Source organism: Azotobacter tropicalis (genome assembly GCF_059739045.1).
Window position 1 is genome coordinate 1,411,549 of sequence record NZ_AP046059.1, and the last position, 23,632, is coordinate 1,435,180.

General features: G+C 67.3%; 24 protein-coding genes and 2 pseudogenes. 16 read left to right on the forward strand and 10 right to left on the reverse strand.

Annotated elements, in window-relative coordinates:
• Positions 1-18 precede the first annotated feature (18 nt).
• Positions 19-419, reverse strand: a pseudogene (gene msrB / locus Atro_RS06535) (peptide-methionine (R)-S-oxide reductase MsrB).
• A 251-nt stretch (positions 420-670) separates the two neighbouring features.
• Between msrB and Atro_RS06540 the strand changes: the two are divergent.
• The 4 genes from Atro_RS06540 (at position 671) to Atro_RS06555 (ending at position 4,051) form a co-directional block, all read left to right on the forward strand.
• Positions 671-1,882, forward strand: a complete 1,212-nt coding sequence (locus Atro_RS06540; RefSeq protein ID WP_497926937.1) for a pyridoxal phosphate-dependent aminotransferase — start codon at positions 671-673, stop codon at positions 1,880-1,882.
• A gap of 9 nt (positions 1,883-1,891) precedes the next feature.
• Complete coding sequence (locus tag Atro_RS06545) at positions 1,892-2,344, forward strand: hypothetical protein (RefSeq protein WP_497926938.1); 453 nt, start codon at positions 1,892-1,894, stop codon at positions 2,342-2,344.
• 86 nt (positions 2,345-2,430) lie between these two features.
• Positions 2,431-3,303, forward strand: coding sequence for a protease HtpX (gene htpX / locus Atro_RS06550; protein WP_497926939.1), 873 nt, complete (start codon positions 2,431-2,433; stop codon positions 3,301-3,303).
• 100 nt (positions 3,304-3,403) lie between these two features.
• On the forward strand, positions 3,404-4,051 hold the full coding sequence (locus tag Atro_RS06555) for a DUF2959 domain-containing protein (protein WP_497926940.1): 648 nt from the start codon (positions 3,404-3,406) through the stop codon (positions 4,049-4,051).
• A gap of 1 nt (position 4,052) precedes the next feature.
• Here the strand turns inward: Atro_RS06555 and Atro_RS06560 are convergent, their stop codons facing one another.
• The 3 genes from Atro_RS06560 to Atro_RS06570 form a co-directional block, all read right to left on the reverse strand.
• Positions 4,053-4,709, reverse strand: a complete 657-nt coding sequence (locus Atro_RS06560; RefSeq protein ID WP_497926941.1) for a thiopurine S-methyltransferase — start codon at positions 4,707-4,709, stop codon at positions 4,053-4,055.
• A 118-nt stretch (positions 4,710-4,827) separates the two neighbouring features.
• Positions 4,828-6,519 (reverse strand): DEAD/DEAH box helicase, encoded by a 1,692-nt coding sequence (locus Atro_RS06565; protein ID WP_497926942.1) that lies wholly within the window; start codon positions 6,517-6,519, stop codon positions 4,828-4,830.
• A gap of 296 nt (positions 6,520-6,815) precedes the next feature.
• Positions 6,816-7,718, reverse strand: coding sequence for a LysR family transcriptional regulator (locus Atro_RS06570; protein WP_497926943.1), 903 nt, complete (start codon positions 7,716-7,718; stop codon positions 6,816-6,818).
• Between the two features lie 149 nt (positions 7,719-7,867).
• Between Atro_RS06570 and hppD the strand changes: the two genes are divergently transcribed.
• The 7 genes from hppD (at position 7,868) to Atro_RS06605 (ending at position 14,666) form a co-directional block, all read left to right on the forward strand.
• The gene (gene hppD, locus Atro_RS06575) at positions 7,868-8,902 is read left to right on the forward strand and encodes a 4-hydroxyphenylpyruvate dioxygenase (protein ID WP_497926944.1); all 1,035 of its coding nucleotides are present in this window, start codon (positions 7,868-7,870) and stop codon (positions 8,900-8,902) included.
• 92 nt (positions 8,903-8,994) lie between these two features.
• Complete coding sequence (gene fahA, locus Atro_RS06580; protein ID WP_497926945.1) at positions 8,995-10,329, forward strand: fumarylacetoacetase; 1,335 nt, start codon at positions 8,995-8,997, stop codon at positions 10,327-10,329.
• On the forward strand, positions 10,326-10,967 hold the full coding sequence (gene maiA / locus Atro_RS06585; RefSeq protein WP_497926946.1) for a maleylacetoacetate isomerase: 642 nt from the start codon (positions 10,326-10,328) through the stop codon (positions 10,965-10,967). The genes fahA and maiA overlap by 4 nt, the downstream gene beginning before the upstream one ends.
• A gap of 62 nt (positions 10,968-11,029) precedes the next feature.
• Positions 11,030-12,331 carry a homogentisate 1,2-dioxygenase gene (gene hmgA / locus Atro_RS06590; protein ID WP_497926947.1) on the forward strand — a complete coding sequence of 434 codons (1,302 nt, stop codon included), beginning with the start codon at positions 11,030-11,032 and terminating at the stop codon, positions 12,329-12,331.
• 208 nt (positions 12,332-12,539) lie between these two features.
• Positions 12,540-13,559 (forward strand): substrate-binding domain-containing protein, encoded by a 1,020-nt coding sequence (locus tag Atro_RS06595; protein WP_497926948.1) that lies wholly within the window; start codon positions 12,540-12,542, stop codon positions 13,557-13,559.
• Positions 13,560-13,746: 187 nt separating this feature from the next.
• Positions 13,747-14,334 carry a substrate-binding domain-containing protein gene (locus Atro_RS06600; RefSeq protein WP_497926949.1) on the forward strand — a complete coding sequence of 196 codons (588 nt, stop codon included), beginning with the start codon at positions 13,747-13,749 and terminating at the stop codon, positions 14,332-14,334.
• 65 nt (positions 14,335-14,399) lie between these two features.
• The gene (locus tag Atro_RS06605; RefSeq protein WP_497926950.1) at positions 14,400-14,666 is read left to right on the forward strand and encodes a hypothetical protein; all 267 of its coding nucleotides are present in this window, start codon (positions 14,400-14,402) and stop codon (positions 14,664-14,666) included.
• A gap of 117 nt (positions 14,667-14,783) precedes the next feature.
• Here the strand turns inward: Atro_RS06605 and Atro_RS06610 are convergent, their stop codons facing one another.
• Positions 14,784-15,539: a spermidine synthase gene (locus Atro_RS06610; protein WP_497926951.1), complete on the reverse strand. Its 756-nt coding sequence runs from the start codon at positions 15,537-15,539 to the stop codon at positions 14,784-14,786.
• Positions 15,540-15,636: 97 nt separating this feature from the next.
• Here Atro_RS06610 and Atro_RS06615 point away from each other — a divergent pair, with 97 nt between their 5' ends.
• Positions 15,637-16,980: a class II 3-deoxy-7-phosphoheptulonate synthase gene (locus Atro_RS06615; RefSeq protein ID WP_497927625.1), complete on the forward strand. Its 1,344-nt coding sequence runs from the start codon at positions 15,637-15,639 to the stop codon at positions 16,978-16,980.
• A 224-nt stretch (positions 16,981-17,204) separates the two neighbouring features.
• Entirely contained in the window at positions 17,205-17,453 is a 249-nt protein-coding gene (locus tag Atro_RS06620; protein WP_497926952.1) for a DUF2790 domain-containing protein, read from the forward strand.
• 73 nt (positions 17,454-17,526) lie between these two features.
• Here Atro_RS06620 and Atro_RS06625 read toward each other — a convergent pair.
• A pseudogene (locus Atro_RS06625) lies at positions 17,527-18,275 on the reverse strand (sulfite exporter TauE/SafE family protein).
• A gap of 98 nt (positions 18,276-18,373) precedes the next feature.
• Here Atro_RS06625 and Atro_RS06630 point away from each other — a divergent pair.
• The 3 genes from Atro_RS06630 to Atro_RS06640 all read left to right on the forward strand — a co-directional run bounded on the left by Atro_RS06630 (position 18,374) and on the right by Atro_RS06640 (position 20,436).
• Complete coding sequence (locus Atro_RS06630) at positions 18,374-19,330, forward strand: LysR family transcriptional regulator (RefSeq protein ID WP_497926953.1); 957 nt, start codon at positions 18,374-18,376, stop codon at positions 19,328-19,330.
• Between the two features lie 82 nt (positions 19,331-19,412).
• Complete coding sequence (locus Atro_RS06635; protein WP_497926954.1) at positions 19,413-19,862, forward strand: MarR family winged helix-turn-helix transcriptional regulator; 450 nt, start codon at positions 19,413-19,415, stop codon at positions 19,860-19,862.
• Positions 19,863-20,007: 145 nt separating this feature from the next.
• The gene (locus Atro_RS06640) at positions 20,008-20,436 is read left to right on the forward strand and encodes an organic hydroperoxide resistance protein (protein ID WP_497926955.1); all 429 of its coding nucleotides are present in this window, start codon (positions 20,008-20,010) and stop codon (positions 20,434-20,436) included.
• A 71-nt stretch (positions 20,437-20,507) separates the two neighbouring features.
• Here Atro_RS06640 and efp read toward each other — a convergent pair whose 3' ends face one another.
• From efp to Atro_RS06660, 4 genes are all read right to left on the reverse strand, one after another.
• Positions 20,508-21,074 (reverse strand): elongation factor P, encoded by a 567-nt coding sequence (efp, locus tag Atro_RS06645; protein WP_152386826.1) that lies wholly within the window; start codon positions 21,072-21,074, stop codon positions 20,508-20,510.
• Between the two features lie 43 nt (positions 21,075-21,117).
• Complete coding sequence (gene earP, locus Atro_RS06650) at positions 21,118-22,251, reverse strand: elongation factor P maturation arginine rhamnosyltransferase EarP (protein WP_497926956.1); 1,134 nt, start codon at positions 22,249-22,251, stop codon at positions 21,118-21,120.
• Positions 22,252-22,390: 139 nt separating this feature from the next.
• Positions 22,391-22,864: a bacteriohemerythrin gene (locus Atro_RS06655; RefSeq protein WP_497926957.1), complete on the reverse strand. Its 474-nt coding sequence runs from the start codon at positions 22,862-22,864 to the stop codon at positions 22,391-22,393.
• 112 nt (positions 22,865-22,976) lie between these two features.
• On the reverse strand, positions 22,977-23,624 hold the full coding sequence (locus Atro_RS06660) for a hypothetical protein (RefSeq protein WP_497926958.1): 648 nt from the start codon (positions 23,622-23,624) through the stop codon (positions 22,977-22,979).
• Positions 23,625-23,632: the final 8 nt, after the last annotated feature.

Below are 23,632 nucleotides of genomic sequence, written 5' to 3' on the forward strand. Positions count from 1 at the left end.
GGCAGGAATGAGACCGACTCACCCTTCGCCGCGCGGCTCTAGGCGCAGCGAGGCGGAGTTGATGCAGTAGCGCAGGCCGGTCGGCGGCGGCCCATCGGGAAACACATGACCCAGATGGGCATCGCAGCGGGCGCAGAGCACCTCGATGCGGTGCATGCCGTGGCTGTAGTCGTCGCGGCTGGACAGCGCGCTGGGGACAACCGGCTGGAAATAGCTCGGCCAGCCGCATCCGGCGTCGTACTTGGCGTCGGAATCGAACAACGGCGCATCGCAGCAGGCGCAGTGGTAGACCCCCGCACACTGGTCGCGTAGTACTCGCCACTGAAGGCCCGCTCCGTGCCGCCCAGACGGCAGATGCGGAAACGCTCCTCGGACAGGAGCTCCCGCCAGGCATCAAGGGATTTTTCGAGCTTGTCCATGCGTAGACCTCGTTCGATTGGAAAAAAGCCCGACCGGTACCTTTCCAGCGAATCGGGCCGCGACGTATGATTCACAACCAGTTTGTCATCCGCGTCATCCATAGCCAAGGCCGCAAGGCCCGAATCGGTCCGGCGGCGAGGGATGGCTGCGTTCGCTGTCCCCGGCGTCCGCGCCCGGCCCCGGCCGGCACTACCGTCCTCCTTCCTATCCGGTTCCGGCTCCTGCGCGCTTCTTCTTCGGGATCACACACATGCAGGTTAGTAAATCGAACAAGCTCGCCAACGTCTGCTACGACATTCGCGGGCCGGTGCTCAAGCACGCCAAGCGCCTGGAGGAGGAAGGCCACCGCATCCTCAAGCTGAACATCGGCAACCCGGCGCCGTTCGGTTTCGAGGCTCCCGAGGAAATCCTCCAGGACGTGATCCGCAACCTGCCCACCGCCCAGGGCTACAGCGACTCCAAGGGACTGTTCAGCGCCCGCAAGGCGGTGATGCAGTACTACCAGCAGAAGAAGGTGGAAGGCGTCGGCATCGAGGACATCTACCTCGGCAACGGCGTGTCCGAGCTGATCGTCATGGTCTTGCAGGCGCTGCTCAACAACGGCGACGAAGTGCTGATCCCGGCGCCCGACTACCCGCTGTGGACCGCGGCCACCAGCCTGGCCGGCGGCAAGGCGGTGCACTACCTGTGCGACGAGCAGTCGAACTGGTATCCGGACATCGCCGACATCAAGGCCAAGATCACCCGCAACACCAAGGCACTGCTGCTGATCAACCCGAACAACCCCACCGGTGCGGTCTACCCGAAGGAGGTGCTGGAGGAGATCGTCGAGGTCGCCCGGCAGCACAACCTGGTGATCTTTTCCGACGAGATCTACGACAAGATCCTCTACGACGACGCCCAGCACATCTCCACCGCTTCGCTGGCGCCGGACGTGCTCTGCCTGACCTTCAACGGGCTGTCCAAGGCCTACCGGGTAGCCGGCTTCCGCTCCGGCTGGGTGGCCATCTCCGGGCCCAAGCACAAGGCGCAGAGCTACATCGAGGGCCTCGACATCCTCGCCAACATGCGCCTGTGCGCCAACGTGCCGGCCCAGCACGCGATTCAGACCGCGCTCGGCGGCTACCAGAGCATCAATGACCTGGTCCTGCCCGGCGGCCGTCTGCTGGAGCAGCGCAACCGCACCTGGGAACTGCTCAACGACATTCCCGGCGTCAGCTGCGTGAAGCCGATGGGCGCGCTCTACGCCTTCCCGAAGATCGATCCCAAGATCTGTCCGATCCACAACGACGAGAAGTTCGTCCTCGACCTGCTGCTGCAGGAAAAGCTGCTGATCGTCCAGGGTACCGCCTTCAACTGGCCATGGCCGGACCACTTCCGCGTGGTCACCCTGCCGCGGGTCGACGACCTCGAGCAGGCCATCGGCCGCATCGGCAACTTCCTCAAGACCTACCGTCAATAAGAGACGGCGATGGACCTGCAGATCGACGACTTCCACAAAGACGCCGCGGCCGGCCTGCTGCGGCTGCACCAGGCCTTCCCGCGCAAGATCGCGCTCTATGTGGAAGACCTGATCGGCCGCGAAGAGCCGGACGAGTTCGGCCTGCCGAGCGTGCGCCACCAGAGCTGCTTGAGCGCCCTGCTCTGGCTGGCCGAGGAAGGCTACCTGCGCTTCGACTCGACCATCCGCCACGAGGCGCTGGATCAAGCCGTGCTCAGCGAAAAGGGCTTCCTGCGCCTGTCCCGCGCAGTTGCCTCCGCGCTGCCAGCGGACCCTGCGCTGCCGGCCAGCGTGCGGCGGGTGCGGGCGACCCTGGCCTGGCAGTTGCGCGAGGCGCTGGCAGAGGAAGACAGCGAACGCCTGGTACGCCTCGGCTGTCTGCTCTTCGACCAGGCACAGCCCCGTCCAGAGGACACAGTTTGAAATAGTCGCCCGGTTGAAGAGCCCGCGGACGCGACCTTATATACCCCGGCATGAAACCCATGCCTCTGTGAGGAGAACCTGATTCCATGATGCGCATCCTGCTGTTCCTGGCCACCAACCTGGCGGTGCTGGTCATTGCCAGCATCACCCTGAAGCTGCTCGGGGTCGACCGCTTCACCGGCCAGAACTACGGCAACCTGCTGATCTACTGCGCCGTGTTCGGCTTCGCCGGCTCGCTGGTGTCGCTGTTCATCTCCAAATGGATGGCGAAGATGAGCACCGGCACCGAGATCATCAGCCAGCCGCGCACCCGCCACGAGCAGTGGCTGCTGCAGACCGTCGAGCAGCTGTCCCGCGAGGCCGGCATCAAGATGCCGGAAGTCGGCATCTTCCCTGCCTACGAGGCCAACGCCTTCGCCACCGGCTGGAACCGCAACGACGCACTGGTCGCGGTCAGCCAGGGCCTGCTCGAGCGCTTCTCGCCAGACGAGGTGCGCGCCGTGCTGGCCCACGAGATCGGCCACGTGGCTAACGGCGACATGGTCACCCTGGCGCTGGTCCAGGGCGTGGTGAACACCTTCGTGATGTTCTTCGCACGGATCTTCGGCACCTTCGTCGACAAGGTGGTGCTGAAGAACGAGGAAGGCGAAGGCATTGGCTACTTCATCGCGACCATCGCCGCCGAACTGGTGCTCGGCATCCTCGCCAGCATCATCGTCATGTGGTTCTCCCGTCGTCGCGAGTTCCGCGCCGACGAGGCCGGTGCCCAGCTGGCCGGCACCCGTTCGATGATCGGCGCCCTGCAGCGCCTGCAGGCCGAACAGGATGTCCCGGTGCACATGCCGGACAGCCTGACCGCCTTCGGCATCAACGGCGCGAAGAAGGCCAGCCTCGCCGCGCTGTTCATGAGCCATCCGCCGCTGGAGGAGCGCATCGAGGCGCTGTACCGGCGCGGCTGACAGGACATGCCGCCGGGAACGGCGGCCTGTTAAGATGCCGGACGGTAAAAGGGGCGACCGCAGGTCGCCCCTTTCGTTTGTGCCGAAAACGGGAGATCCCATGCGCCGATTGATTCTCGCCTGCTGCACCCTGCTCACCCTCGGCGGCTGCCAGAGCGCCTATTACTCGATGATGGAAAAGGCCGGCGTCCACAAGCGCGACATCCTCGCCGAGCGGGTCGAGGCCGCGCGCGACAGCCAGCAGGAAGCCAAGCAGCAGTTCAAGGACGCCCTGGAGCGTTATCGCAGCGTGGTGCAGGTCCAGGGCGGCGACCTGGAGGCACGCTATACCGCCCTGGACCGCGAATACCGGGCCAGCGAAGCCAGTGCCAAGGCCGTGCGCCAGCGCATCGCCGCCGTCGAGGACGTGGCCGAGGCGCTGTTCGCCGAGTGGGAAGGCGAGTTGGACCAGTACAGCAACGCCACCCTGCGCCGGGCCAGCGCCAAGGAACTGGAGCGCACCCGCAAGCAGTACAAGACCCTGCTGACCCGGATGCAGGCCGCCGAGAAGCGCATCGAGCCGGTGCTCAGCGTGCTGCGCGACCAGGTGCTGTTCCTCAAGCACAACCTCAACGCCCGCGCCATCGGCGCCCTGCAGGGCGAGTACCGCAGCCTGCAGGGCAACGTCGATCAGCTGCTGCGCGACATGCAGCGCTCCATCGACGAGGCCGACAGCTTCGTGCGCCGCCTGCAGGCGCCGATCGGCTGAACTATCGACGCTCCAGGCGGTAGACGCGCTCCTCCAGCCGGTCGAGACCACGCTGGAGGAACTTCCAGTTCTCCCTGAGCACGTCGGGCGCCTCCAGCAGCTGCAGCTGCCAGTCATGCGTCAACAGGCGCTGCACCTCTTGGTCAGGAACCGCGAAGGGCGGGCCGTCCATCTGCGACTGGTCGTAGTCGAGGGTGACCAGCAGCCCTCGGCAACCCGACGGCAGGATCGCCGACAGGTGGGCGACATAGCGCTCGCGCATCTCCGTCGGCAGGGCGATCAGCGCCGCGCGGTCATAGAGTCCCCGGCAATCGGCGACATCGGCGGCGCCCAGGGCGAAGAAATCACCGCAGCGGATCTCCACCGAGCCGGCCCGGTAGACCGTGAAGGCGCCTTGTCGGCTAACCTGCGGGGCCAGCCGATGCTCGTCGAAGAAATCGCGCACCGCCTTTTCCGCCAGTTCGACGCCCAGCACCGCGAAGCCCTGCCCGGCCAACCAGGCCAGATCAAGGCTCTTGCCGCACAGCGGCACCAGCACCCGGCTTCCCGGCGCCAGTCCCAGCGTCGGCCAGTGGCGGCCCAGGTAGGGGTTGACCTCCGTCTGGTGGAAGCCGATCTCGTTGCGCGTCCAGCGCGCTTGCCAGAAATCCTCGTGCACCTGTTTCTCCTGCAAAGTCGATGATGCCCAGAAGACTCTACACGCGAAACGCCCGACCCGGCTGCAGAAACAAAAAAGCCCTGCCGACAAGGCAGGGCTTTTGCGGTTCGCCGGGACCTCAGTCCTCGCGATAGCGGCGCAGCTTCAGCTGCTTGCCGGCAACGCGAGTGTCGCGCAACTTGCCGAGCAGGCGCTCGAGGCCGTCCTCCGGCAGCTCGATCAGACTGAAGCTGTCGCGGACCTGGATGCGGCCGATGGCATCGCGGGCCAGGCCGCCCTCGTTGAGGATGGCGCCGAGCAGGTTCTTCGCGGCAATCCCGTCGCGCGCCCCCAGCGCGGCACGGCAGCGGACCCGGCCTTCCGGCAGGAGAGGCATCGGTGCACGCCGCTCGCGGTGCACACTGCCACGCTCGCCACGTTCGGCAGAACGGTCGCTGCGCTCGCGCCGCTCGCGCGGCACCGACACGCCCGGCACCAGCGGCTGCTCGCGCTCGACCTCGGCCAGGGTCAGCGCCTGGCCGTTGGTGGCCTTGCGCAGCAGCGCCGCAGCCAGGACGCGCGGGCTGCAGGCGAGATTGGCGGTCAGGCGGTCGAGCAGCTCGCCGTGGCTGGCCTCGGCCTCGGCCAGCAGCGGCTGCAGGCTGGCGGTCAGCTTGCGGATGCGCGCATCCAGCACCTGCTGGGGATTGGGCAGTTGCACCTCGGCGACCTTCTGCCCGGTGACCCGCTCGATCACCTGCAGCATGCGCCGCTCGCGCGGGGTCACCAGCAGCAGGGCACGGCCGTCGCGGCCGGCACGACCGGTGCGGCCGATACGGTGCACGTAGGACTCCGGGTCATAGGGCATGTCGACGTTGAACACATGAGTGATGCGCGGCACGTCGATGCCGCGGGCAGCCACGTCGGTGGCGACGACGATGTCCAGACGGCCATCCTTGAGCGACTCGATGACCCGCTCGCGCTGGTTCTGGGCGATGTCGCCGTTCAGCGCAGCGGCCTTGTAGCCCTTGGCCTCGAGGGCACTGGCCAGGTCCAGGGTGGCCTGCTTGGTGCGCACGAAGGCGATCAGCGCGTCGAACTCCTCGACCTCCAGCAGGCGCAGCACGGCGGCGGTCTTCTGGTCGGCGTGGACCATCAGGTGGGCTTGGTCGATGCGCGCCACGGTCTGGGTCTTGGCGGCGATCTTGACGTGCTGCGGCTCGTGCAGATGCTTCTCGGCGATCTCGCGGATCGAGTGCGGCAGGGTCGCGGAGAACAGCACGGTCTGGCGGCTTTCCGGCAGGGCGGCGAAGATCACTTCGAGATCGTCCATGAAGCCGAGCTTGAGCATCTCGTCGGCCTCGTCGAGGACCAGGTGCTTCACGGTGGAGAGCAGCTGCTCGTCGCGGCGCAGGTGGTCGCACAGCCGGCCGGGAGTGGCCACCAGGATCTGCGCGCCCTGGCGCAGCGCCTTCAGCTGCGGGCCCATGGGGGCGCCGCCGTAGACCGCCACCACGCCGACGCCGGGCAGCTGGCTGGCATAGCTTTCGAAAGCGGTGGCCACCTGCAGGGCCAGCTCGCGGGTCGGCGCCAGAATCAGCACCTGCGGCTCGCGGCGCGCCGGGTCGATGCGCGAGAGCATCGGCAGGGCGAAGGCGGCGGTCTTGCCGGTGCCGGTCTGGGCCTGGCCGATCATGTCGTGGCCGGCGAGGATCACCGGGATCGACTGGGCCTGGATGGGGGATGGTTCTTCGTAGCCCACCGCGGTGATGGCGGCGAGTACAGCGGGATGAATGCCGAGTGCGGCGAAGCCGCCGGTCTCCTGGGTCATGGGATCTGCCTCATGTGCATCCGCAAACCCAAGGCCCAAGGCTGCGCGCATGCCATGCAAAGACCCGAAGGTCACCCTGGCAGCCCGGTCGGCAGGAATTTGCGAGAACGCGTGATGGATAGGATGAATCGTCAAGGATAGTCCGCAGGACTGGCCTGCAGCCGAAGACAAGGCTTCGGGGAGGGTGCTACCTGAACGTGGCCGCTTGGGCCAGTGCCTACTATACAGCAAAAAGCCGGCCGGTGTGCGCTCTTTGCCGGACAGGTCGCACCGCCATTGGTCGGCATGGGCTGGCCTCAGCCGAGCCTGCCGCCCGCCCCCTCCTGCCGCGCAGCGGCCCGCAGCAGCTCCGCCAGCCGCCGCCCCGCCCGGCCCAGCGGCTTGTCCAGCCGCTGCACCAGCACCGGCGTGAAGCGATAGCGCGAGCCGCCCCGGTAGCGCACCTCGACCAGCGCGCCGCACGCCAGCTCGTCGGCCACCAGATACAGCGGCATCCAGCCGAAGCCCAGGCCCATGTGCAGCGCCTGCTTCTTGGCGGAAAAGCCCGAAAGGTAATACACCCGGTCGCCGCCGAACATATGGCGGTCGTCGCCGCGCTCGCTGGAATCCTGCACCGTCAGTTCCACGTGCTCGTGCAGCAGGGCCAGGTCCACCTCGCCGGCGGTGGCCAGCGGGTGGTGGGGCGAGGCGCAGAGCACGCATTCGATCTCCGGCAGCGGCTCGGCATGCAGCAGGCGATCGGGTTCGTAGTCCTTGACGATCATCAGGTCGGCGCGCTCCTTCTCGAAGCGGTACTGCACGCCGAACATGAACTCGATCTTCACCTGCACGCGGGTCGGCACATGCTCGTCGGCCAGGGCCTTGAGCGCCAGAAACACCGCATCGAGCGGCAGGATGCCGTCGGCCACCAGCAACAGGCGCGGCTCCCAGCCATCGATGAACTGGCGGGCCAGCGCCTCGAAGCGGTCGGCCTGCCCGAGCAGGCGGCGGCCCTCGGCCAGCAGCGCCTCGCCGGCCGGGGTGAGCCGTACCCGGTAACCTTCGCGGTCGAGCAGCGCCAGACCCAGCTGTTCCTCCAGCTTGCGCACCTGGTAGCTGACCGCCGACTGCACCTTGTGCAGGTGCTGCGCGGCGCGACCGAAGCCACCGTGACGCACTACCGCATCGAGCGCGATCAGAGATTCGAGATCAATCGACACAGAGCAATCTTCCCGATCAAGATAATCTATATTTTAGATCAACAAAGACGAATATTTCTGCTTTTTCAGATACAGATCAATACCTAAAGTCGTAATCGCGCGCTGCCCAGTTCCTTTCGGCGGTAGTCCACCCTTCAAGGAGATGCGACATGAACGACAAGAATCCCATCGGCCTGCGCGGCATCGAATTCATCGAGTTCACCGGCGAGACGCTCGAACAGCTCGACGCCCTGTTCTGGGCCTTCGGCTTCTCCAAGAAGTACCGCCACCTGAAGCTCGACATCACCGTCTACAACCAGAACGGCATCAACTTCCTGCTGAACGGCGAGCGCAACGGCTTCTCCGGCCGCTTCGCCAAGCTGCACGGCCCGTCGATCAGCGCCATGGGCTGGCGCGTCGACGACGCCGCCTTCGCCCAGCAGGAAGCCATCCGCCGCGGCGCACGCGCGGCCGATCCCCAGGACTGCGACCTGCCCTACCCGGCCATCTACGGCATCGGCGACAGCCTGATCTATTTCATCGAGCGTTTCGGCGCCAAGGGCTCGATCTACGCAACCGACTTCGTTTCGCTCGACCAGCCCAGGCTCCAGCCGGACAAGGGCTTCCTGGAGATCGACCACCTGACCAACAACGTACCGCAAGGCCAGATGCAGAAGTGGGCCGATTTCTACAAGGGCATCTTCGGCTTCACCGAAGTGCGCTACTTCGACATCAAGGGCGTGAAGACCGGCCTGACCAGCTACGCGCTGCGCTCGCCGGACGGCAGCTTCTGCATCCCGATCAACCAGCCGAAGGACGCCAAGGACCAGATCGCCGAATACCTGAACGAGTACCACGGTCCGGGCGTGCAGCACCTGGCCTTCAGCACCGACGACATCCTCGCCTCGCTGGACGCGCTCAAGGGCAGCGCCATCGAGATGCTCGACATCGACGACAGCTACTATGACGACGTGTTCCAGCGCCTGCCCAACGTGCGCGAGGACAAGGCGCGCATCCGCGCCCACCAGGTGCTGGTCGATGGCGACCAGGACGGCTACCTGCTGCAGATCTTCACCAGGAACATCATCGGCCCGATCTTCATCGAGATCATCCAGCGCGAGAACAACCTGAGCTTCGGCGAGGGCAACTTCGGCGCCCTGTTCCGCTCCATCGAGAAAGACCAGGAACGCCGCGGCGTGCTCTGAAGGAGGCCGGCGTTGCGCAAGCGGAATCTTCCGCCACGCTAAGGTTTAGAAGGCATGTCTTCCGACAGCCCCGGAAAAGACGGGAAGACCCGATGAACACCGCTCCGCTACTCGATGCCACCCACGACCCGGCCCTGCAGAGCTGGGTCGCCTCGGCCAATGACCCCGCCACCGATTTTCCCATCCAGAACCTGCCCTACGCCCGCTTCCGCCGCGCCGCCAGCGACGAGCCCTGGCGCATCGGCGTGGCCATCGGCGACCAGGTCCTCGATCTGGCCCGTGCAGCCGCCGCCGGCGGCTGGAGCGACGCGGTGCAGGCCGCGCTCGCCCCCCTCGCCGCCGGGGATCTCAACGCCCTCATGGCGCAGGGCCCCGCGCTGCGCCGCCGGGTGCGCGCCGAATTGTCCGCGGCGCTGAACGCCGGCAGCCCGCGCCAGGCCGACCTCGCCGGCGCCCTGCTGCCCCAGGCCCAGGCGGAGTACGACCTGCCCTGTCGGATCGGCGACTACACCGACTTCTACACCGGCATCCACCACGCCACCACGGTCGGCAGCCTGTTCCGCCCGGACAACCCGTTGCTGCCCAACTACAAGTGGATTCCCATCGGCTACCACGGCCGCTGCTCGTCGCTCGGCGTCTCCGGCCAGGCCTTCCACCGCCCGCGCGGCCAGGTGAAGGCACCCGACGCCGAACGCCCCGAGTGCGTGCCCTGCCGCCGCCTCGACTACGAGCTGGAACTGGGGGTGCTGGTCGGCCGCGCCAACGCCCTCGGCGAGCCGGTGCCGATGGACGCGGCCGAGGACCACCTGTTCGGCGCCGTGCTGCTCAACGACTGGTCGGCGCGCGACATCCAGGCCTGGGAATACCAGCCGCTCGGCCCCTTTCTGTCCAAGAACTTCGCCACCACGCTTTCCCCCTGGGTGGTGACGATGGACGCCTTGGCCCCGTTCCGCGTCCCCTTCGTGCGCCTGGCCGGCGATCCGCAGCCTTTGCCCTACCTCGACAGCGCCTTCAACCGCGACTCCGGCGCCCTCGACCTGCGTTTCGAGGTGCTGCTGCAGAGCGCCGCCATGCGCGAGCGCGGCGAGGCCCCGCACAAGCTCATGGAAAGCAACTTCCGCGACGCCTACTGGACCTTGGCGCAGATGCTCGCCCACCACACCGCGGGCGGCTGCAACCTGCAGCCGGGCGACCTGCTCGGCAGCGGCACCCAGTCCGGCCCGGCGCCCGGCCAAGGCGGCTCGCTGCTGGAGCTGACCCTCGGCGGCAAGCAGCCGCTCGCCCTGCCCAGCGGCGAGACCCGCACCTTCCTGGAAGACGGCGACACGGTGATCCTGCGCGGCCACTGCGAGCGCGAAGGGGCCCGGCGCATCGGCTTCGGCGACTGCGCCGGCACGGTGCTGCCGGCCCGCGAGGCGCGCCCATGATCCGCCTCTACAGCGCCGCGCGCTCCTCGGCCTCGTTCCGCGTGCGCATCGCGCTCAACCTCAAGGGGCTGGACTACGAGTACGTGGCGGTCGACCTGCGCGCCGGCGAGCAGCTCGGCGAGGCCTTCCGCGCCGTCAACCCGGCGACCCTGGTGCCGGTGCTGGAGATCGACGGCCAGCGCCTGGTGCAGTCGCTGGCCATCCTCGAATACCTGGAGGAAACCCGCCCCGAGCCGCCCCTGCTGCCCCGCGAGCCGGCGGCGCGGGCGCGGGTGCGGGCCGCCGCCCTGGCCGTCGCCTGCGACATCCACCCGCTCAACAACCTGCGCGTGCTTGGCTACCTCGGCCGCGAACTGGGCGCCGAAGAAGCCGCCCGCAACGCCTGGTATCGCCACTGGGTGGCGGACGGCCTGGCCCAGCTCGAAGCGCAGATCCGCGCCGGCGGCGCCCACGGCCGCTTCGTCGAGGGCGACCGGCCGAGCCTGGCCGATCTGTGCCTGGTGCCGCAGATCTTCAACGCCCGGCGCTTCGACGCACGGCTCGATCACGTGCCGCTGCTGATGGGCATCTTCGACGCATGCATGGCCCTGCCGGCCTTCGCCGAGGCGCAGTGGGCGCGGCAGCCGGACTTCCACTAGGCAGGCCAGGGCTCCGGAACGCTCGGACCGGCACGGCCCGATACAACGACAGCGAGGTCGCCATGCACACACCCGCACCACCGGAGCCGAACTACCAGACGGGCTTCGGCAACACCTTCAGCAGCGAGGCCCTGCCCGGCGCCCTGCCCATCGGGCAGAACTCGCCGCAGCGCCTCCCCTACGGCCTGTATGCCGAGCAGCTCTCCGGCAGCGCCTTCACCGTGCCGCGCAGCGAAGTGCGACGCACCTGGCTGTACCGCATCCGGCCCTCGGCCAGCCATCCGGAATTCCGACGCCTGGATGCGCAGATCAACGGCATCGAGCAGGGCCCCGTCACTCCCAACCGGCTGCGCTGGTCGCCTTTCGACGTGCCGGCGGAGCGCACCGACCTCCTCGACGGCCTGATCTGCCTGGCGGCCACCGCCCCGGCGGAGCAGGCCAGCGGCGTGAGCGTCTACGTCTACCGGGCCAACGCCTCGATGGAATCGGTGTTCTTCGACTGCGACGGCGAACTCCTGATAGTGCCCGAGTCCGGGCGCCTGGGCATCGACACGGAGCTCGGGCGGCTGGAGATCGGCCCCCTGCAGATCGCCGTGGTGCCGCGCGGGGTGCGCTTTCGCGTCGAGCTGCTCGACGCCACGGCGCGCGGCTACCTGTGCGAGAACCACGGCAACCCGCTGCGCCTGCCCGAGCTGGGGCCGATCGGCAGCAACGGCCTGGCCAACCCCCGCGACTTCCTCGCCCCGGTCGCCCGTTACGAGGACCGCGGCGGGCCGGTGCAACTGATGCAGAAGTTCCTCGGCGAGCTGTGGGCCTGCGAGCTGGACCACTCGCCGCTGGACGTGGTCGCCTGGCACGGCAACCACGTGCCCTACAGCTACGACCTGCGCCGCTTCAACACCCTCGGCACGGTCAGCTTCGACCATCCCGACCCGTCGATCTTCACCGTGCTGACCTCGCCCGGCAGCGCGCCCGGCCAGGCCAACGTCGACTTCGTGATCTTCCCGCCGCGCTGGATGGTGGCCGAGCACAGCTTCCGCCCGCCGTGGTTCCACCGCAACCTGATGAACGAGTTCATGGGCCTGATCCAAGGTGTCTACGACGCCAAGGCCGGCGGCTTCCTGCCCGGCGGCGCCTCGCTGCACAACCGTATGAGCGCCCACGGCCCCGACGCGGCGTCCACCCGCCAGGCCATCGCCGCCGACCTGCAGCCGCAGAAGATCGAGAACACCATGGCCTTCATGTTCGAAACCGGCCAGGTCCTGCGCCCAAGCCGCCTCGCCCTCGACTGCCGGGAGCGACAGACCGACTACGACGGCTGCTGGTCGGGGCTGGCCAGGACCTTCGATCCGAACCGGAAGTAAGTCTCGCCCCACGGACTCCGGGGACAATTCCAAGGGCCGTCGTTCACGACGCTGCTCTCCCCCGGTGCGGTTTCGCACGGGGAAATCGCGGTGAGCAGGCCCCCAGGCTCTCCTCTTAACCTGCACACCAGCCAGTCCTGCCCCGACCGCTGGCCGGGCATAATGGGGAAGTGCGCATATGCTTCCCTGAGCCCCGCAGGAACCTGCCGTGAAACCTCTGAGCCTTACCCGGTTTCTTGTCATTGTCGCTTTGCTCTGTGGAGTGTTCGGCTCCCTTCCCGGCGCTGCCGAACCCTTGCAGTTCGCCTTGCTCGCCAAGCGGGTCGACGACCCCTTTTTCATCGGAGTCGCCGAAGGCTGTGCCGAGGCGGCCCGGGCCCAGGGCGATACCTGTCTGTTGCTCGGCCCTTCGGGGACAACCCATTTCCGTCAACAGGACGAAGCCCTGGAGCGCGCCATCGAGCAAGGCTTCGATGGCATCGCCCTGTCGGTCACCCACTCGAAGTGGCTGGCCGATCACGCCCTGCAGCGCTTGGGCAAGACCCTGCTGATCACCTTCGACTCGGACCTGGAGCCCGGCGAACGGCATCTGCGACGTGGCTATGTCGGGCTCGACAACCTGGCCTTCGGCCGTCACCTGGGCCGGCTCGCCCAGCGCTTCCGGCCGCACGGCGGCTGGCTGTGCATCCTGGGCGCCAGCCCGCAGAACACCAATCTCCAGGAGCGTCTTCGGGGCATCCGCCAGCAGTTCGGCGGCATCGAGCCTTCTGCTCCGGGAGAGGTCGGACGGCTGAACGGCGAGAATGGCTGGAGCGAGTTGAAACGCTGTCCGCTGTACGGCAGCGGAGATCAACAGAGCGCATTGCGCCAGCTCACCACCCTGCTGAATGCCAACCAGGCCGACACCATCATCAGCCTCGGTGGCTGGCCGGTACACGAGGCCGCCGAGTTCCGCCGGCAGCTCGGCCCGCTGCTCGCCGAGTACGGGGCCAAGGGCACGCGCCCGGTCATCGTCGTTCCCACCCCACGGCTCGACAGCGCGCAGCGTGCGTTGCTCGAGGAGGGTCTGATCCAGGCTTACCTGAGCGTCGAAAGCCAGGAGATCGGCCGCCAGAGCTACTGGATGATGAAGCGCCTGGTGCAGGGCCTGCCCGTTCCCGAGCAGATTCTCCTCGACAGCCACCCCCATTTGCCCGAAGCGCTGCCGCACAGCGGCACGGAACCTTGAGCAGCGACGCCCTGGACATGCTCCGAGCGAAACGGTTTCGCCCGGAGCCCTGCAAGGCGCTCCCGTACCGAACCGCGTGGTCCCGGGGCTTTCCCAGGCGCAGACTTCACCCCGGCCGGCGGTCTGGCCAAAGGAATATTTGCGCGTATCATGTCCGCCACCCTACTGGGCACTGCAAGGATTCGCGGTGAAACGCTCATTCTTCACACGTCTCCTCTCCACCCCCCTCCTGCTCTGCGGACTGCCGCTCGTGCCGCTTGCCGACGGCAGCGAACCCCTGCGCTTCGCGCTCGTCGCCAAACAGGTCGACCAGCGCTTCTTCGTCGAGGCCGGCGAGGGCTGTGCCGAGGCCGCCCGGGGCCAGGGCGATACCTGTCTGTTGCTGGGCCCTTCGGGATCGTCGCATTTCCGCCTGCAGAACCAGGCCCTGATACAGGCGCTCGGCATGAGACTGGATGGCCTCGCCCTGTCGGTGACCCATTCGAAATGGCTGGCCGAGCATGCTCTGAAACGGCTGGGTCAGACGCCGCTGATCACCTTCGACTCGGATCTGGAGCCCGCCGAGCGGCATCTGCGCCGGGGCTATGTCGGCATCGACAACCCGGCCTTCGGCCAACGGCTGGGCCAGCTCGCCCAGCGTTTCCGGCCGCACGGCGGCAGGCTGTGCATCCTGAGCGCCAGCCCGCAGGACACCAACCTCCAGGAGCGCCTTCGGGGCATCCGCCAGCAGCTCCGCGGTATCGGAGCCTCCCATCATGGGAGGCCAGCCGGCTGACCGGGGAAAATGGCTGGAGCGAGTCGCAGCGTTGTCCCCTGTACAACGCCAAGGACCAGCAGGGCGTGCTGTTCCAGCTCGTCACCCTGCTGAACTCCGGTCAGGCCGACACCATCATCAGCCTCGGCAGCTGGCCGACCCAGCAGGCCGACGAGTTCCGCCGGCAACTCGGCCCGCTGCTCGCCGAACTCGATGCCAAGGGCGCCCGCCCGGTCATCGTCATCGGCACCCCCACCCCAACAGCGCCCAGCTCTCCCTGCTCGAAGAAGGCCTGGTCCAGGCTTATCTGGGCTTCGAAAGCCGGGAGATCGGCCGCCAGAGCTACCGGATGATGAAGCGCCTGGCGCAGGGCCTCGACGTCCCGGAAAGGGTTCTCGTCGATGCCCACGTCTATCTGCCCGAAGCGCCGCTGCAGAACCAGGCGCGCCCCTGAGAGAGGGAGCGGCGGATCAGCTCGCCGGCCGCAGGACCTCGAGCAGCGGCCGCAGCGAATAGCCCAGCTGTGGCGCCAGGGCCTCGGCGCGCGCCAGCAGGCCCGCGTGGTCGAGGGTCTGGTCGAGCTCGGCGGGCACCAGCAGGATCACGTTGCCCTCCTTCACCGGACATTCCCAATAGTGGCGGTGGTAGAGCCCGCGCAACAGCGCGGCGCCGAGGGGCTTGCCGTCGTCGCCGGCCCACTGATTGATGACCAGCCAGCCGCCCGGATTGAGGCGCTTCTGGCAATCGGCCAGGAAATTCCACGCCAGATGGGCGACGTTCGGTCCGGTGTCCATGTACAGGTCGACGAAGATCAGGTCGGCGCTTTCCGCGCTGGGCAGCAGGTCCAGGGCATCGCCGATGCGGATGGTCAGCCGCGGGTCGTCGGCCAGCCCCAGGTATTCCATGGCTAGGCGCGGCACGTCGGAGCGCAGCTCGATGACCTCGACGTCCTCCAAGGGCAGGAAGGCCAGGCAAGCCTGGGTCAGGTTGCCGCCGCCCAGGCCGAGGAACAGCGCGCTCTCCGGCGCGGCGTGGCAGAGCGCGCCGATCAGCATGGCGCGGGTGTAGTCGTACTCCAGCCAGCTCGGATCGCTGGTGAACACGCAGCTCTGCTCCACCGCCTCGCCGAATTCGAGGAAGCGGTAGTCACCGACTTCCAGCACGCGGATCAGGCCGAACTCGTCACGCACCTCGGCGAGCAGGCGCTCCTCTTTTTCCATTGCCATCCCCCTGCGATGAGCCGGCTATGTTACCAGTCGGCACGGGCGGTGATCGGTTAACATGCACGGTCATGCCAAAAACAGCCTGTCCGAGCCACCGATGATGAAGCAGAACTGGAGCCCCGCCAGCTGGAGGGCCAAGCCCATCCAGCAGCAACCCGAATACCCCGATGCCGCCCACCTCGCCCAGGTGGAGCAGACCCTGGCCGGCTATCCGCCGCTGGTCTTCGCCGGCGAGGCGCGCGAGCTGCGCCGGCTGTTCGCCGAAGTCAGCCAGGGGCGCGCCTTCCTGCTGCAGGGCGGCGACTGCGCGGAGAGCTTCGCCGAGTTCTCCTCGACCAAGATCCGCGACACCTTCAAGGTGTTGCTGCAGATGGCGGTGATCATGACCTTTGCCGCCGGCTGCCCGGTGGTCAAGGTCGGCCGTATGGCCGGCCAGTTCGCCAAGCCGCGCTCGGCCGGCAGCGAGACGGTGAATGGCGTCACCCTGCCCGCCTACCGCGGCGACATCGTCAACGGCATCGACTTCGATGCGAAGAGCCGGGTGCCGGACCCGCAGCGCCTGCTGCAGGCCTACCACCAGTCCACCGCCACCCTCAACCTGCTGCGTGCCTTCGCCCAGGGCGGCTTCGCCGACCTGCACCAGGTCCACCAGTGGAACCTCGACTTCATCGCCGACGCGGCGTTGTCGGAGAAGTACAGCCAGCTCGCCGACCGTATCGACGAGACCCTCGCCTTCATCCGCGCCTGCGGCCTGGAGAATGCGCCGCAGCTGCACGAGACCAGCTTCTTCACCGCCCACGAGGCGCTGCTGTTGAACTACGAGCAGGCCCTGACCCGTCAGGACAGCCTGACCGGCGAGTGGTACGACTGCTCGGCGCACATGCTGTGGATCGGCGACCGCACCCGCCAGCCGGACGGCGCCCACGTGGAGTTCCTGCGCGGGGTCGGCAACCCGATCGGCGTGAAGGTCGGGCCGACCACCGACCCCGAAGGGCTGCTGCGGCTGATCGATCTTCTCAACCCGGACAACGAGCCGGGCCGTCTCAACCTGATCGCGCGGATGGGCGCGGACCGGGTGGAGGAGCACTTGCCGGCGCTGATCCGCACGGTACAGCGCGAAGGCCGCCAGGTGCTGTGGAGTTCCGATCCCATGCACGGCAACACCATCAAGGCCGGCAACTACAAGACCCGGGAGTTCGGGAGCATCCTGCGCGAGGTGCGGCAGTTCTTCGCCGTGCATCAGGCCGAGGGCAGCCATGCCGGCGGCATCCATATCGAGATGACCGGGCAGAACGTCACCGAATGCATCGGCGGCAGCCGCGCAGTCACCGAGGACAGCCTGTCCGATCGCTACCACACCCACTGCGACCCACGGATGAACGCTGACCAGGCCTTGGAACTGGCCTTCCTCATCGCCGAAACCCTGAAACAAGTGCGCCGTTGAGGTGCAGCGGGGGCATCTCCGATGCCCCTGACGCGTGGCCCGCCCGACATCGGGCCACGCACGGCGCCGACCAGTGATCGGTGGCAATGGAATTGCATAGCCTTTCTGGCCATCGAAAGTGGCCTAGCCTTCAGAGGGTGGAGCAGTCCGAACAACAACAATGCCGAACCATCGGCCCTGATATCTGAGGGGGTTGGAAAAATCTCGTTTCCGAGGTGATCGACATGAAACTCTCGTATCTGGTGTTGCCCTTCCTGTGCGTGGCCGCTGTCAGCCAGGCCGCCGAAACCCCCGTCCAGCAGTACCACTATGGCTTACCCCTGGACATCGCCAAGGTCATTTCCATCGACGCTCCGTACGACCCCTACGTCTGCGAGATCATCGACGCCAAGATGACCTACCTGAATTCCGCTGGCGAAACCAAGGTCGTTGCCTATCGCAAGCTGTCCGCCGGCTGCCTCCTGAAGACCTGATCCGCAGCCTGCCTATGCCCCCACAGGGACGTGGGGTGCAGGAATCGGCGACTCCGCTCCTGCCCAGCCTGCCCTAGGCGAGCAGCAGAAGCAGCGCGCAGAAGGTCATGAAAGAACAGAACAACAGGGCCAATGTCCGCTCCGACAGGGCATGGGCCATCCGCACGCCCCAGCCGACGCCGGACAGACCGCCGATCGCCAGGGGAATGCCCAACAGCCAGTCGACCCGCCCGTGCAGGGCGTAAGTGGCCAGGCTGACTGCCGTGCTGGGGCGGCCAGCGCCAGCGAAAGACCTTGGGCGACGACCTGGCTGGCGCCGAACAGGGTGATCAGCAGCGGCGTCGCCACCAGTGCCCCGCCCACCCCGAACAGCCCGCCCAGGGTGCCCGAACCGATGCCCAGCGGTACCAGCCAGGGCCAGGACCGGCGCAGCTCGCCGCCGGGCGTGCTGCGCAGGAACAGGCGCAGACCGCTCCACAGCGCCAGCACGATGAGAAAGCCGCAGAAGGCCAGGCGCATGCGCTCGGCGTCCAGCAGGTTGGCCGCCTGGGCGCCTAACCAGGCGGCGCAGAAGCCGGTAACCACCATCACCAGCGCATGGCGCAGGTCGATGCGGTTGTGCTGGTGATAACGGCGCAGCGCCAGCAGCACGTTGGGCACCACCATGACCAGGGCCGAGCCCTGGGCCAGGTGCTGGTCGAGCCCGAACAGCAGGCCGAGCACCGGAATGGCGATCAGCCCGCCACCGATGCCGAACAGCCCGCCCAGGCAACCCAGCACGAGCCCCAGGCCGATATCGAGAAAAAACTGCAGCAGACTCATCGCACCTCCAGGAAAAGGCACATGCTAGACAGACATGGCTAGCCGGGAAATGCAAAGCAGCGCAAAATGGCTTTGCATATTTCGCATAACAGGCTCCCATGAATCCCGATGCCCTCAGCAGCCAGCTGGAACTGTTTCTTGAGGTGCTGGAGTGCAGTAGCTTCTCCGCCGCGGCCCGGCGCCGGCAGCTGACGCCCTCGGCAGTGGCGCGGCGTATCGACGGTCTGGAGCAGGCGCTCGGCAGCCCGCTGTTCCAGCGCAGCACCCATGAGGTGCGCGCCACCCCCGCCGGCCAGGCCTTCGCCGAACGCGCCCGGCGCATCCTCGACGAGCTGCGCCTGGCGCAGGCCGAGGTGGTCTCCCTGGACAGCGCCCCGGAGGGGCTGATCCGCGTCGACGCCCCGGCGCCCTTCGGGCGCCGCCGGCTGGCCCCGGTCATCGCCGAATTCCTCGTCGCCTATCCGCGGCTGGACGTGCAGTTGCGCCTGATCGACAGCTTCGTCGATCTGCAGGGCGAGCATCTGGGACAGGTCGATCTGGTCCTGCGCATCGGTCCGCTGACCGACAGCCGCCTGGTCGCCACGCCGCTGGCGCCGATGCGGCGCATCGCCTGTGCCAGTCCGGACTACCTGCAGCGCCGCGGCGTCCCCGGCGATCCGCGCGAGCTGCCGGAACACGACGGCCTCGACTGGGACGGGCTGGCCCCGCCGCATGCCTGGCGCTTCGCCATCGACGGACAGGTCCGCACCATCCGTCCCGGCCGCCGGCGGATGACCGCCAACAATGCGGAAACCCTGCTGTTCGGCGCTCTCGCCGGCCTGGGTATCGCCCACCTGCCGACCTGGCTGATCAGCGAGCACCTGCTGCGCGGCGAACTGCTGCCGCTGTTCTGCGAGAACGGCCTGCCGCCGCCCGAGTCCAGCGGCGTCTATGCCCTGCGCCAGCACCCGGCCGGCGCCTCGCGCATGCGCCTGCTGCTGGAGTTCCTGAAGAACCGCTTCGGCCCGGTGCCACCCTGGGATCTGACCCTGCTCAACAGCCTGAGCCGCGCCTGACTGGCCAGCCAGCCATGCTGGTTGCATTTTGCCCACGAAAGGCTTGCGCGCTAAATTAGTTGCTCATTATCGGGAGATCGCCATGTCCGCCGACGAAACCTGCCAGGAACTGCTGCTCGACAACCAGCTGTGCTTCGCCCTCTACTCCACCTCGCTGCTGATGACCAAGGTCTACAAGCCGCTGCTGCAGGAGCTGGGCCTGACCTACCCGCAATACCTGGCCATGCTGGTGCTCTGGGAACGCGACGGCATCACCGTCGGCGAGATCAGTGCGCGTCTGCTCAGCGATCCCGGCTCGCTCACGCCCCTGCTCAAGCGCCTGGAGGCCGAAGGGCTGCTGAGCCGCACCCGCAGCAGCAAGGACGAGCGCGTGGTGGAACTCCATCTCACCGAGCGCGGCCGGGCTCTGCACGACAAGGCCAGGAAGATTCCCTCCTGCATCGTCGCCGCCAGCGAGCAAACGCCGGACGCCCTTACCGCCCTCAAGGAAGAACTGATTCGCCTGCGCAACAGCCTGCAAAAGGCCCTCTGACCGGCTTATTCCAGTTCGTCCCGGTCGTTATCCCGAAATCTTCCAAAAATTACCTTGCGCGCAAGGTAAATACGCTCTAACTTTCACCTCACGCAATTACTTAGCACGCAAATTTTTATCGCACAAATCTACTGGAGATACCACCATGCAACGCATCCAAGCCCTCTATACCGCCACCGCAACCGCTACCGGCGGCCGTGACGGCCGTGCCGTCTCCTCGGACGGCGTCCTCGACGTGAAGCTGACCACCCCGCGCGAACTGGGCGGCCAGGGCGGCGAGGCCACCAACCCGGAGCAGCTCTTCGCGGCCGGCTACTCGGCCTGCTTCATCGGCGCGCTGAAGTTCGTCGCCAGCCAGAGCAAGCGGCAGATTCCCGCCGACGCCTCGATCACCGGCAAGGTCGGCATCGGCCAGATTCCCGGCGGCTTCGGCCTGGAGGTGGAGCTCGACATCCACCTGCCGGGCCTGGAGCGCAGCGTGGCCGAGGAACTGGTCGCCGCCGCCCATCAGGTCTGCCCCTACTCCAACGCCACCCGCGGCAACATCGAAGTGCGCCTGAACGTCGCCGTCTGAGCCTGCGGCAGGCGGATACCGGAAACGAAAAAGCCCGGCGCAAGGCCGGGCTTTTCGTGGCAGCGGGGAGATCAAGCCTTGACGCGGGACTTGTACTCGCCGGTGCGGGTGTCGATCTCGATGAAGTCGCCGATTTCGCAGAAGGCGGAAACCTGCAGCTCGGCGCCGTTGTTCAGACGGGCGGTCTTCATCACCTTGCCGGAGGTGTCGCCGCGCACGGCCGGCTCGGTGTAGGCGATCTGACGCACGATGGTGGTCGGCAGTTCGACGGAGATCACCTTCTCGCCGTAGAACACCGCTTCGCAGACGTCGGTCATGCCGTCCTCGATGAAGGCCATGACCCCTTCCAGGTCGCCCTTCTCGATTTCGTACTGGTTGAACTCGTTGTCCATGAACACGTACAGCGGATCGGCGAAGTAGGAGTAGGTCACTTCCTTGCGATCCAGGATGATCGGCTCGAGCTTGTCATCCGCGCGGTACACGGTTTCGGTGCCGGCGCCGGTGAGCAGGTTCTTCAGCTTCATCTTGACCACGGCGGCGTTGCGGCCGGACTTGTTGAACTCGGCCTTCTGGATGACCCAGGGCGAGCCGTTGATGTTGGCGACCTGGCCAGCACGGAATTCTTGAGCGGTTTTCATTCGGTGTATCCGTTTGGATGAATAACGAAAAGCAGGCCGCGTATCATAGCCAATCCGTGTAAAACTGCACCAGTGCCGCGGCCAGATCCGGCCGGATGGCCTGGCGGGCGCACCAGTGCTCGGCATGCGCGCACAGTTCCGGCCACTCGTCCTGCAGCGCCGTCCAGGCCGCGCCCATCCCCTGTCCGGCGTTCCAGGCCTGCCAGAGCACCTGCAAGGCGCCTGCAGCGTCCGGCGACAGACCGGCCGAATAAAGAGCGAGGAAGGCCTCCAGCTTGTCCCAGTGGGCCCCCTCCGCCTGCGGATAGATCTGCCAGAGCAGCGGCCTTCCGGCCCACTGGGCGCGCAGGAAGGAGTCCTCGCCGCGCACGGCATTGAAATCGCAGCACCAGAGCAGGCGGTCGTAGTCGTCCTGACGGACGAACGGCAACACCTGGATGCGCAGGGCGCCGCGTTGCGCCTGGGCACCGACCGCCAGCGTCGGCACGTCCAGCCAGCGCCGCAGGTCGCCGAGGATGCGCCCCTCCGGCACCAGCAGCAACGTGGAACTGCTGTCCTGCGCCAGAGCGTCCAGCCAGCCCGGCAAGGCGGCATTCTCGTAAGCGAACAGCGAGATCAGCCGCTCGCCGGGGCGCACCTGGACGCCGAGCGAGCGGAGAAACCCCGCGCGCGCCGCGGCATCGGCCTGAAAGGCCCGGCGCCGCTCGAGCAGGCCGCGCTCGCGGAGCAAGCCGCCGGTGTTCTCAGCAAAGCCGGGAAAGAAGAAGAACTTCTGCAGGCCCTCCGGTTGCAGGGATGGCAGGCCGTGGCAGCCGCCGACCCAGTCTTCGGCGCTGAGGTACTCCAGGTTCAGCCAGAGCACCCGGCGCCCGCAGTTCGCCATGGCCACGACGTGCGCCTCGGGCAGCTGGCAGGCAAAAGCCTCGATGACCACCTCGGCCGGTTCGACCGGCTGCCAGTCCGCCGGCCATTGGCAAATCTCCACCCCGGCCTGCCACTGCCGGGAAACGCTGGCGTCCGCCTCGGGACAGAGACGCACCAGGGCCGCCGGATCGTCGATCCACAGCCTGACCCACAAGCCGTGCTCGGCCGCCAGCTGGCGGGCCAGGCGCCAGGTCACGCCGGCGTCGCCGTAGTTGTCGACGACGCTGCAGAAGATCTCCCAGGAGGCCTGCATGTCCGCTCCTCTCTCCGATGCGCAGGAAAGGGCGGATTATGCCAGTAGGCACGGGGCGGAAGGTCGCGCCGGGCTCAGCCGGTGCAAAGGGAGAGCGGGAGTAGGCGGCGAACGAACGGGAAGCGGCGCAGAGGTGCCGTCAGGCGGCCTCGCTCCTGCCGAAGAAACGCTTCATGGAACGGGACAGCCAGCCGCCCGAGCTGCGGTCGCTGGCCAGGTTCTGCATCTGCATGCGAACCGCACCGACATAACTGGCATCCTCTTCCTTGATGTGGCTGAACAGCCAGCGCGACAGCAGCTCCTGCAGCTCCTCGGCGACGTCCTCGCCGGCCGCGTAGCGCCCGCGGTAGTCGGACACCCGCTTGATGAAGAGGTCGTGGATGCGCTTGTGGGCGCGGCTGAACTGGTAGCCGGCGTCCTCCATCAGCGACTCCTCGAAAGCGAAATGCGACACCGTGTAGTCGACCAGCGCCTCGATCACCACCCCGACCGCCGCCCGGTCCTGACCCTGGGTTTCGTCCAGCTGGTTGATCATCTCGACGATGCGCCGGTGCTGCGTGTCGATCACATCGATGCCGGTGTTCAGGTCGTTGCGCCAGGTCAGATAAGCCACTTCGGTACTCCCCATCTCGAGCGGCACGGATGCCAATGCCGCGCAGGGTAGAGGGAGGCAACCATGATGGCGTTGAGCCAGATCAATCCCTGACAAAGCGCCGCGATGGGTATCACGGACGTCCGTACAGCTCCGAAGCGCCCCTGAAGAACACCAGGGCCAGCGCCAGATGGGCGCCCAGCAGGGGCAGCACGGCCTGTGCCGCGAGCACCAGGGAGGCCAGCATGAGTCCACCGGCGATCGCCAGCCAGCCCATGCCGCGCAAGGCCTTGAAGCCTCCCGGTGCGGCGAGCAGACGCACCCCGAGCCAGACCAGCAGGCCGCCATAGCCGGCCAATGCGCCGGCGTACAGCCAAGCCTGCCAGAAGCCGAGCGGGGCGGGCTCGAAGAGCAAGACGGCGGCCTCCAGCAGCAGCCCCAGTGCGACACTCAGCCACACTGGCCAGCCCAGGCCGCGGGCGGCGAAGCGTGCCTCGGCGAAGCTCTTCAGGCGCAGCAACAGGTAATTGCCCAGCAGCGCCAGGGTCAGGCCGAGCCAGTCGACATACTGGGCCACCCCGCGCATCCGGGTAAGCCCCGTGACGGACAGCAGCACGACGACCAGGGTACCGAGCACCGAGGTCAGGGCGAGCCAGCCGAGCACTCGCAGCTGGGCGGACGACCAGCCGGGCATCGGCGGCGCCTCCGGCGCATCCAGCAGGGCTCCCCGGGGCGGCGCATAGGGGTTATCGTCGCGCAGGTCTGCCGGATCATCGCGCATCGGCCGAC

Bases quoted from the DNA above. Each gene is read 5' to 3' on its own strand.
- Atro_RS06635 (WP_497926954.1), top strand. From the start codon at position 19,413: ATGTCCGCCGACGAAACCTGCCAGGAACTGCTGCTCGACAACCAGCTG.
- htpX (WP_497926939.1), top strand. From the start codon at position 2,431: ATGATGCGCATCCTGCTGTTCCTGGCCACCAACCTGGCGGTGCTGGTC.
- Atro_RS06610 (WP_497926951.1), bottom strand. From the start codon at position 15,539: ATGGCAATGGAAAAAGAGGAGCGCCTGCTCGCCGAGGTGCGTGACGAG.
- Atro_RS06620 (WP_497926952.1), top strand. From the start codon at position 17,205: ATGAAACTCTCGTATCTGGTGTTGCCCTTCCTGTGCGTGGCCGCTGTC.
- maiA (WP_497926946.1), top strand. From the start codon at position 10,326: ATGATCCGCCTCTACAGCGCCGCGCGCTCCTCGGCCTCGTTCCGCGTG.
- efp (WP_152386826.1), bottom strand. From the start codon at position 21,074: ATGAAAACCGCTCAAGAATTCCGTGCTGGCCAGGTCGCCAACATCAAC.
- Atro_RS06660 (WP_497926958.1), bottom strand. From the start codon at position 23,624: ATGCGCGATGATCCGGCAGACCTGCGCGACGATAACCCCTATGCGCCG.
- Atro_RS06640 (WP_497926955.1), top strand. From the start codon at position 20,008: ATGCAACGCATCCAAGCCCTCTATACCGCCACCGCAACCGCTACCGGC.
- Atro_RS06615 (WP_497927625.1), top strand. From the start codon at position 15,637: ATGAAGCAGAACTGGAGCCCCGCCAGCTGGAGGGCCAAGCCCATCCAG.
- Atro_RS06540 (WP_497926937.1), top strand. From the start codon at position 671: ATGCAGGTTAGTAAATCGAACAAGCTCGCCAACGTCTGCTACGACATT.
- Atro_RS06545 (WP_497926938.1), top strand. From the start codon at position 1,892: ATGGACCTGCAGATCGACGACTTCCACAAAGACGCCGCGGCCGGCCTG.
- Atro_RS06630 (WP_497926953.1), top strand. From the start codon at position 18,374: ATGAATCCCGATGCCCTCAGCAGCCAGCTGGAACTGTTTCTTGAGGTG.
- fahA (WP_497926945.1), top strand. From the start codon at position 8,995: ATGAACACCGCTCCGCTACTCGATGCCACCCACGACCCGGCCCTGCAG.
- hmgA (WP_497926947.1), top strand. From the start codon at position 11,030: ATGCACACACCCGCACCACCGGAGCCGAACTACCAGACGGGCTTCGGC.
- Atro_RS06565 (WP_497926942.1), bottom strand. From the start codon at position 6,519: ATGACCCAGGAGACCGGCGGCTTCGCCGCACTCGGCATTCATCCCGCT.
- Atro_RS06555 (WP_497926940.1), top strand. From the start codon at position 3,404: ATGCGCCGATTGATTCTCGCCTGCTGCACCCTGCTCACCCTCGGCGGC.
- hppD (WP_497926944.1), top strand. From the start codon at position 7,868: ATGAACGACAAGAATCCCATCGGCCTGCGCGGCATCGAATTCATCGAG.
- earP (WP_497926956.1), bottom strand. From the start codon at position 22,251: ATGCAGGCCTCCTGGGAGATCTTCTGCAGCGTCGTCGACAACTACGGC.